Annotated in this window: 3 protein-coding genes; 1 reads left to right on the forward strand and 2 read right to left on the reverse strand. The window is 56.8% G+C overall.

Translation table 11 applies throughout. The annotated features are described in order from the left end of the window. A partial coding sequence (locus tag VE009_RS15085; RefSeq protein ID WP_325008978.1) for a calcium-binding protein occupies positions 1 to 1,225 on the forward strand: 1,225 nt, incomplete at its 5' end. A gap of 513 nt (positions 1,226 to 1,738) precedes the next feature. Here the strand turns inward: VE009_RS15085 and VE009_RS15090 are convergent. After that, positions 1,739 to 4,897: a hypothetical protein gene (locus VE009_RS15090; protein ID WP_325008980.1), complete on the reverse strand. Its 3,159-nt coding sequence runs from the start codon at positions 4,895 to 4,897 to the stop codon at positions 1,739 to 1,741. An 87-nt stretch (positions 4,898 to 4,984) separates the two neighbouring features. Further along, entirely contained in the window at positions 4,985 to 8,533 is a 3,549-nt protein-coding gene (locus tag VE009_RS15095) for a calcium-binding protein (RefSeq protein WP_325008982.1), read from the reverse strand. Positions 8,534 to 8,572: the final 39 nt, after the last annotated feature.

An 8,572-nucleotide genomic window follows, 5' to 3' on the forward strand; every position in this document is an offset into this window, starting at 1 on the left:
ATTGGGCGGTAACGACACTTTCGTAGTGAATGCAGGCGTAGCAAGAACAAGCATTTCCGGCACGAACAACTTTGGCCATTTCAATGATCGCCAAATAGACGTCATCCAACTCCTTGGCTCTGCTCACTTCAATTCCATCACCGCCATTGATGCTCTTACTTTTGCGTCCCCAGTTCCGACCGCGACGACGCTCACTTACAATGCCACCAGCTTCTTTGGCGTTTCTCAGGTTTATGGCTCTATCGCCGGCATTGATACGATTCATTTCACGAGCGCCTCTGAATCCGTCGATCTCGATCTGTCCGGAACGACTTTCCTGAACTGGGGTCGCGCCAACCAGACCATTGTGGTCGAGATGAACACGGATCTGACGAAAATTCTCGACGACCGTTTCGTCGGCAGCACGGCAGGCGAGCGTGTCACCGCAGGCCTCGGCCGTGACCTGCTCTATGGCAATCTCGGCAACGATTATCTCGACGGCGGCGATGGCATCGATGTCCTCGATGGCGGCGACGGCAACGACACCTTGATCGGCGGCGGCGGCGAAGGCCCGAACATCCTGAAGGGCGGCAAGGGCAACGATGTTTACAAGTTCAGGGAAAAGGTCGACATCATCATCGACGCCGGTGGTCTTGACTGCCGCGTGGTGACGAAGAGCACCACCCTTTCGTCCAAGGACAAGCTGTTCGAGGGTTTGGCCGCCGACGAGGCGCTCAGTGCCGGAAAATCCGTGAGCCTGAAAGGAACGGCGAAGGCGAACCTGCTCATCGGCCATGCCGGCCGGAACACGCTCGACGGCCTTGCAGGCAATGACCTCCTGGAAGGACGCGGCGGCAACGACAAGCTGATCGGCGGTGCCGGCAACGACCGTCTCACCGGCGGCCTGGGTTCGGACGCCCTCAATGGCGGAGCAGGTCGGGACGCGTTCGTGTTCGATGCCGCTCTCGGCTCCGGCATCGACAAGATCACCGCTTTCTCGACGCGTGACGACACCATCGTTCTCGACAAGTCCGTGTTTACCGGCCTTGCTGCGGGCAAGCTTCCATCGAGCTTCTTCGTCAGCCATACGGCGGCTAAGGATGCCGATGACCGGATCATCTACAATAAGAAGACCGGCGCCCTCTTCTATGATGCCGATGGCATCGAAACGGCAGCGGCGGCGATCCGGTTCGCAACGATCGACAAGAACCTGAAGCTCTCGGCTGCGGACTTCCTGATCGTCTGATCGGCAGCACGCGACAAGGAGAGCATATCAAGACCGCCCCGGCACAAGCTGGGGCGTTTTCATTTTGTGCTGAACAAGGTGCTGCGTTGCCCAACGAGAGCTCTGGCGGGACGGCTTCGACCTTCTAGAGAACCCAGAAGCGTGATCTTCACTGTCAGGCGGAGCGGGTGCGCCTATCGCGCCTGGGTACTCTCTGTTGGGCAATAATCGGGTCAATATCCAGCGGTACTTTACCCCTATAGCTCCTGTTGTGGACCGGAAGACGGATCAACCCATTCGGTCCTGAACCCTCGCCTCACCTCCGAAAACGACGAAAACATACCCAGACGCTGGCAGGTAAAGCTTCCGGGGTGATGGCTGACAAGGTGCATGTTCGAGCAGCAGGGCAGCAAATCTCATTCGTGAGAAGTGGGAGTAAGGCGGCATCCCGTTCCTCCCACGTTATGACAGAAACAGATATGCCGGCCTCTCGCGAGGCCGGCATGCCGATCATTATAGCGTTGCAAGTCGATCCTAAATGAACAGGAATTCCTTGTGGTTGAAACCCTTCAAGGCCTTGTTGTTGGTGAAGTTCGCCATTTCGATGGCCGCCTTCGAGCCTGAGCCGTCGGCGTCATAGTAGAGCACGCGCTTCTTGGAGTCGTAGACGAAGTAGTCGTCCGCCTGCTTCGCCTTGTCGCCAACCGTGAAGAACTTGCTCGCCATCTTCAGTGGCTTGTTTTCAACACCCTTCTTGATTGCGGCATAGAGCTTCTTGTTCGACTTGAACAGATCATTGTCGAGCCAGATCGAGTCGTCCTTGACGCTGTAGTCCTTGATCGTGTCGTAGTTGACCCGACGGTCCGTCGAGGACGTTCCGAGCCTACCGTCGAACACGAACACGTCCTTGCCAGCGCCGCCCCAGAGCGTATCGTTGCCGTACCCGCCCCAGAGCTTGTCATCGCCTGCGCCACCGAAGAACGTGTCTTTAAAGTTGCCCGTCGTGCTGCCTTTGATCACGTCATTGAGGGGGCTGGCGCTGGCTGCTGTCATCACCTCGGGATTTATATCCCGGACGTTGACGGTAAATGTCGCATCGTCAAAACCGCCCCTTCCGTCCGTGACACGCAGTGTCAGGTTGTATTGAGGCACCTGTTCGAAATCGAAAGCAACTCCGCCGTTGACGATCTTGAGCTGGTTACCATCGATGACGAACCGGCCGTCCGACTTCACCGCCGTGCCGTTCACCATGATCCAGTAGGACAGAGAATCGTTGTTTGCATCAGTAGCCGCCAGAGTCGCGATCGATCCGCCCGACAAAGCGAAAAGCTCATCGACGGAAGCCGTACCGTTGGTCAGATCCGGACTGACGTTCTGTGCAGGAGGAGCTGTGGCGCTCACGCTGATGTTGCTGTTGGTTGATGACACGCCGTCATCATCAGTCACCCTGATCGTAAACGTTGTTGTCTCAGTCGCAGAACCGGGAGCCTTATCCCGAGCATCGAAGCGCAACGCCTGTAGTGCGGTTGTCACATAGGAAGCCGTTCCTTCGATTGTAAAGGTTCCCGCATCTCTAGAATAGATACCTCCGTCGCCAATGAAGGTCCCCTTGGAGGCCGAGTCCATCGTCACGACAACCCGAAGGTTACCGGCATCTCGAATCGTGAGATCCTTGAAGGGCTGAAGATCGGCCCTGTCGGAAACCGTCTGCGTGACCGGCTGGGAAGCTCCTTCAATGACAGGAGCCACATTGGCTCCTACAACTTGTGTGACGACGTTCACCGCGTTGTTGTGTGTGGTGGCGGCGTGGTCATTGTCCTTCACCGTGAAGGAGAACTGCGTTGTCACCGCAGCACCGGCGCTGGTGCGATCTGTCGGGTCGAACGTCACATTGTCCAGAAATGCCTCCAGGGCTGCTGCCTTGCCCACAAAGGTGAAGACTCGGTTCGCACCGGACAGGCCGTTGTCTGTGACGGTCACGCCGTTGCCGGAGGTGACGTTGCCCAGAGCGCCGTCCGCGTCAGCAAAAGAGATGGTCAGTGTGATGTCGTCGTTCTCGTTATCGTTCAGATCGATGCCGACGAACGGGTTCACGGCTCCGCCTGTATCGGTCGCCTGGAAGGAAGTCTGGCCAGTCAACACGGTAAAGGTCGGGGCTTGATTAGCGAGCGTACCGTTTACGGTGACTGCATCGACGTATTGTGTAGCAGATGTCAGCGCATCCTTGATTGTAAATGTAAAGCGCGTGGTTGTCGCTGACGTGTCCCTTGGATCGAATGTTACGCTATCAAGGAAGATGTTCAGGTCGGCCGCTGTTCCGGTTAGGGTATAGGTGCGAATACCACCCGTATCACTTGGCTGACTAACGCTGACCCCAGGGCGGCTGCCAAACGAAAGAGTACCGTTCGTGTTTGTATAAGAGATTGTCAGCGTGAGGATATCGGTCGTTTCGGGATCGGCAACAGTGATGCCGACGAAAGGATTGACAGCTGCTCCATTGGCTGGAGTGCTGAAAACCGATTGCCCCGTGACGGCGAAGGTCGGTGCTTCGTTCACATTGTTCAGGTAGACCTTCACCTGGGTTGCATCAGACTCCAAGCCTCCCTGCCCGCTCTCGACCGCCTTAACGGTCACGTTGAAGTATTTGCGCTCCTGTGCTGTTCCAGGGTTTTCGACCTGAAGATTCGCGTTGTTCTCATAGTCCTGCCGTCCACCGGTGAACCTGATCTCGCCGGTTCCTGCATTGATCGTGAACAGATTTCCAGGGTTGCTGACCAGCTCGTAACGCAAAGCGCCGCCGAGACCATCGTCAGTCGACTGCACACGAGCGACGACCGTTGTCGCAGGTATCGCGGCCTCTTCATCGAGCGCTGCAACCGTTCCTTGAACGGCAGGATTGCTTGGAGGATTGTTAGTCGCCACAGGGTTGACCGTGAACGTCACGCTTTCTCTGTAAGACGCACCCGCACCGCCCATGTCAGTCACCCGCACATGCAAGGTTACAGGTGTAGGAGCACTCACATTCGGAAGGCCACCTGGGCCGACAGTGATCCTGCCTGTGCTGGCATCGATCTGATAATTGTTGCCAGTGTATGCGGATCCATCCTCATTCACGAGGGCATAGCGGAAATCCCGGAAATTCTGAAGCTGATCCTCATCCGTGACAGTGATCCCAGTTGCGATTACATCGCCCTGGGGTGCATTCTCGTTGAGTGTGTTGACGGTGGCGTATTGCAGATCCGTAGGAGCATCATTCGCATTTTGGATATTGAATGTATATTTGACTTCGTATTCGGCAATAGGTGTATACCCGGTTTTCGGAGTAACCTTAAAGTCGATCTGATTGTACCAAAGATCGTTTGGGCCATCCTTATCTTCGGAATTGAAATTAATCGGGCCGCCATTCTTGATGTAAACAACCCAATCGCCTGCGTTCCACTGAGGAGGAGATCCAGGGCCGTTGGTGGTTGCCTGCATAATCCCGTATCGCCCGAAGTCGTCCCCGGCCGCTCCAGGATCAGTAAGCGGTGTAATATCGAATTGCGTGTGATCCTCTCCAGGCTCCCACCCGGTAATTTTTGCGACGATGGTCCCAGTAGCGATATTCTCCGGAATATTCAGAGCAGCTGGGTTGCCGGACTGTGTTGTATACCCATTCACGCCCTGCATTTCGAGAAAGAAGAATTCAGGCATTTTTAAACCCCATATTAACGTTGAGCCTTGCGAGCAATGTGCTCATGTGAAGAAAACGGGAGGTAGGCCTCCCGAAAGTTGTCAATGTCAGATGACGAGGAAGTCGTTGAACGACAGGTTGGCCTTGTTCGTCAGCTTGGCGATCGCAACGGCAGCCTTTTGGCCAGACCCATCTGCATCGTAGAGGAGAACGCCAACATCTCCGGTGTTGTCGTAGATGATGCGATGCGTAGCCGATTGGGCCTGCACTCCTGCGAAGAATGTGTTGGCATCAAGACCTTGTCCGATCCGACCTAGAAGGTCGAAGATTTCTGAAGACAGGTGGATCTTGTCCTCACCTATGGAGAAATCAGCGATTGTATCGACTTCTGCCGCCACGGGATTGGTAGTGAAGACGAATTTGTCACCTCCAACCCCGCCATTGAAGAAGTCGGCTCCACGTCCGCCAATGAATGTATCCGATCCTCCACCTCCGAAGTACGTGTCGTCACCGATTCCACCTTTGAAAACGTCATCGCTTGACTTTGCAGTCCGATAGGTCTCGTTCAGCCAATCACGTACGACGATTCTGATGTTTGACTCGACGAATTGCGTGCCAGTTACATCGTCCGTAACCTGGAGCGTAATCAGGTGCGTACGAATGTTCTCATGGTCGAGCTTTGAACTGTCTGCGACCTGTAGGCGGGCAGTTCCATTGACCATGACTATTTTGAACCGACCATCTGTATCTGCCCACCTCATAGTGCCATCGCCATTATCGATGCCGATCTTGTAGGTGTAAGTGTGACCTGTGTTCACGTTTACCGACAGCGACGCTATGTTGGAATTGTCGCGTGATAGTTCCTGAACCCAGTTACTGGACAGGCGAATATCGGACGGACTTTGGGTGCTATCGCCATAGAGAAGTCCATCGATAAAGACACGTTCGATACCGTTGCTCCTCAGGTTAGAGACAAAAGCGTGCACCGCAGCGTCGTCGCCGATGTTCCTCGAGAGAGCGTAAACGACGTCGTTGCCTAGATCGCCGCCTTGATCGAATTCGATGACATCTCCAGCATCCATAAGATAGTAGGTGTCATTGCCTGCTCCTCCGTGAAGAGTATCAGCGGATCCATCACCTATCGCATTACCTTTGCTGTCGAACGTACCTCCAGTGAGAATGTCGTTGCCCTCTCCGCCTTCGAGAGAGTCATTGCCTGTTCCACCTTCAAGAAGGTCATCTCCATCACCGCCGAGGAGCGTGTCGTTGTCGGCACCACCCTGGAGTACGTCGTTGCCGAGTCCGCCCATGAGCGTGTCCTCGCCCTCGCCGCTATCGAGCAGGTCGTGACCGCCGCCATTGCCTGACTCATTTCCTTCATCATCGGAGATGAGATCGTTTCCTGCGCCGCCCCTGAGGGTGTCGTTTCGCGTGCTGCCGTAGATGGTATTGGCTTGGTTGTTGCCAGTCAGCTCGACGTCGAAATCGAGACCATCGACCACCGAGAGGATCTCGACGCCGAACTTGTCGTCGAGGGTATAGCTCGCGATATGAACGTTAGCCCGATCCTGGCTTCCGCCTTTCTCAGGATCGAGAGGCTCGTCCTCGATCTCATCGCCAACAAAGATCTCGTAGACGTCATCCAGTCCGCTGCCCTGGCCTCCGTAGGGATTCTCGCTATCGTCGATGTAGATCTCTTCGATGCCTTTCCCCCAATGTTGCTCGGCAAAAGCCTGAATCGCCTTCCAGTCGACTTGATCCCCATTCATGAAGTTCTTTGACAGGATATAAACCTTGTCGAAGCCTTCATCAGTCTCGCCGCCGAAATCGATGATGTCAGCAGCATCCATCAGGTAGTAGACGTCGTCGCCTGCGCCAGCGTGGAGAGTATCCTCCGCGCCATCACCGATGACCTCGCCGTTCTCATCGATCAGGCCGCCGTTGAGCGTGTCATTGCCGTCGCCGCCGATGAGCTCGTCGCGGCCATCGCCGCCGCGCAAGACGTCGTTGTCGGCTCCGCCATTCATGACGTCATTGCCGTCGCCGCCAATGAGAAGGTCATCGTCGGCACCGCCATCGAGGTTGTCGTCACCCTCGCCACCGAAGAGCCGGTCGATTCCGGCACCACCGTTCAGGGTGTCGTTGCCGCCCCGTCCGTTGAGATCGTTGGCGCCATCGTTGCCGATAAGGATGTTGCCCTCAAGATCGCTGCCGGTGAGATTGATCGGACCTTCGCCGTCTGCCGCTTGAACGACCTCGACGCCGCTCTGCTCCTCCAATGTGAAGTCGATGCTGGAAACGATAGTGTCCTGGCCGCCTGCCTCGTTGTCATCTTCGAAGACTGTGTCGCCATCACTGTCAATGATGTAGGTGTCATTGCCGGCGCCGCCGGTCATGACGTCCTTGCCCTCACCACCGTCGAGGAGGTCGTTGCCGGCACCGCCGGTGACGCCGTCGTCGCCGCCGCCGCCATTAAGGATGTTGCCGCTGTCGTTACCTTCAACGGCGTTGCCGAGGTTGTTGCCCGAGAGCGTGTTTCCACCTCCCGCAGCCGCATCCAGCTTCAAAACCTCCACTTCTTCGTCCGCATCCAGGGCGAAGCTACCATAAGCGATCACAGTATCGGTTCCGCCGTCAGTAGCTTCATGCACGCGGTCGCCCGTGGTCACATGGTAGGTGTCATTGCCCTGCCTGCCTCTCAGCGTGTCAGTGCCTGACCCGCCATCCAGGATGTCGTCACCTTCGCCGCCGTCGAGCGAATCGTTGCCTTCGCTGCCGGCGAGTTCGTCGTTACCATCGCGGCCCTCCAGCGTGTCGCCGCCGCCTGCACCGTGCAGTGTATTGGCTTCGTTGTTGCCGGTGATTTTGTCAGCATCGTCCGTGCCGATCACATGCACGTCGTTGACCCCTACCTGGATCTCAATCTCCTCGATCCCGGTCGAGATGCTGTAAGTGCCGGAGGCCGTGATGATGACCTTGTCCAGGGCGCCACTCGCGTCGGTGACCTCATCCCCAGCGTCGTCAAGGTAGTAGCTGTCATCGCCGGAGCCGCCAACCAGGATATCGGCCCCGACGCCGCCATCCAGCGTGTCGTCGCCTTCCCCGCCGACAAGCGAGTCCACCCCATCATGTCCGGCCAGAGAGTCGCTGCCGCCGGCGCCGTCGAGGGTGTTCGCCTCGTTGTTGCCGGTGAGGTCGTTGCCCTGGCTGTTGCCGACCAGATGGACGCCGGTGGTGTTCCCGCCGACCTTGCCGTTCTCGATGCTGCCGGCCAGCGTGTACACGCCGGACGTGAACACGACGACCGCGTCCTCGTCCCCGTCAGCGTCAATGATCTTCTCGCTGCCGTAGACATGATAGGTGTCGTTGCCAATGCCGCCTTCGAGCGTGTCGTCACCGTCACCGCCGTCGAGGGTGTCATCGCCATTCTGGCCTACGATCGAGTCGTTGCCGCCAGCGCCGTTGAGCGAATCGTTGCCCACACCGCCAATGATCGTGTTGGCGAACATGTTGCCGGTGATCTCGACGCCGAATGCCACCTCGTCGCCGACCTTGAGGATCTCGACGCCGACGGTATCCTGAAGCTCGTACTTGCCGATGTGGATATAGGCCTTATCCGCGGTGCCGCCGCTCTCCGCGATATCCTCGACGATCACGTCGTCTTCGTCATGGACGTGGTAGGTATCGTTGCCGGA

This window comes from Paenibacillus sp. (assembly GCF_035645195.1).
GTDB lineage: Bacteria > Bacillota > Bacilli > Paenibacillales > YIM-B00363 > Paenibacillus_AE.